The 1,066-nt window shown below is 68.9% G+C and carries 1 protein-coding gene and 1 pseudogene; both read right to left on the bottom strand.

Annotated elements, in window-relative coordinates; genetic code table 11:
- Positions 1–753, bottom strand: a 753-nt coding sequence (locus tag MFF61_RS33770) for a glycosyltransferase 61 family protein (RefSeq protein WP_238242236.1), incomplete at its 3' end; no start/stop codon positions are given.
- Positions 754–796: 43 nt separating this feature from the next.
- A pseudogene (locus MFF61_RS33765) lies at positions 797–1,066 on the bottom strand (hypothetical protein); the annotation flags it as partial.

Raw genomic sequence — 1,066 nt, 5'->3', positions numbered from 1 at the left:
CAGCCTCACCTGCTCGTCGAAGGTCAGTGTTTCGGGATAGATGACGTCGACACCCGACCGGCTCAGCGTCTCGGTCATCTCCTCCTCGTTCTCGATCCGCTGCACGTAGGCGGTCAGCCTCGCCTTCGACAGGTAGACGGGCCGGGCTTCCGCATCGATCGCGACGCCCTCGAGCGAGGTCCGCCCGATCGCCTCCCCGAGCGCGGCCATGAGCGGATGGGCCGAGGCCACCTCGTGGAGGGCCGGGGCGACGACGGTGAGGCGCCGGACACGAACCGGACGGTCGTAGACCGTGATGTCGCCCAGGCGCAGGCCGAGGCGTTCGAGGATGTCGACCACGAATGAGCAGCCGGCCAGCAGCTCGTGCCCCCCGAAATAGCTGTGGCACAGGATCGGCAAGCGCGGGCGGCCCGCGTCGAGCAACGGCCAGAAGCGGGCCAGGGTGTTGATGATGAAATGGCCGTAATGCGGGTTGAGTTGCCCGAGATAGATGTAGTGCTCCTCGGGAGCTTCCTCCGTCGGCGTGGGAAGCCCGGGCGGCCAGTCCACCACCTGATTGTGCAGATGGCGCTCCGTCCCGAGATAGTCCACGCCTTCTTCGACGATGCGGTGCTCGGCATCGAACACGCCCCAGGGCCCGGCATGGACGAAGGGAAGGTAACAGGCGTTCTCGACCGTGCGCAGGCGCGGCGTCTCCGTCGTGATCGTCGTCTCGCCCCAGACGTCGACGCTCCTCCTCAGCGACCGCCGCATGACTGCCCTCTCTCCATGCTGCACGCCGGCCCTGCGACCCCCATCAGCACGTCTCCGGATCGTCGTTGGTCGGATCGGTCCGGCGCGCGACGATCGTGTAGCAGGGGCGGGAGGCGCCGAGGTAGCGCTGGCGATGCGTGTGCACGGCGGACTCCGCGAAGCCGAGAATCGCCAGCATCTCCTGCACCGTCTCGGGAGACAGGCGCCACCACACGTTCCATCCGGTCGGCCGGTCCGCCCGTGGTACGAAGCTCGCCGAGAGGCCGAGCGGCCGGGCGATGGCCTGCAGCCACCGGCGGCGCGGCGCGGCGCC

The organism is Methylobacterium isbiliense (genome assembly GCF_022179325.1).
Lineage (GTDB): Bacteria > Pseudomonadota > Alphaproteobacteria > Rhizobiales > Beijerinckiaceae > Methylobacterium > Methylobacterium isbiliense.
Note: the sequence above shows the minus strand (reverse complement) of the source record. Positions and strands in the feature narration are given on the sequence as shown.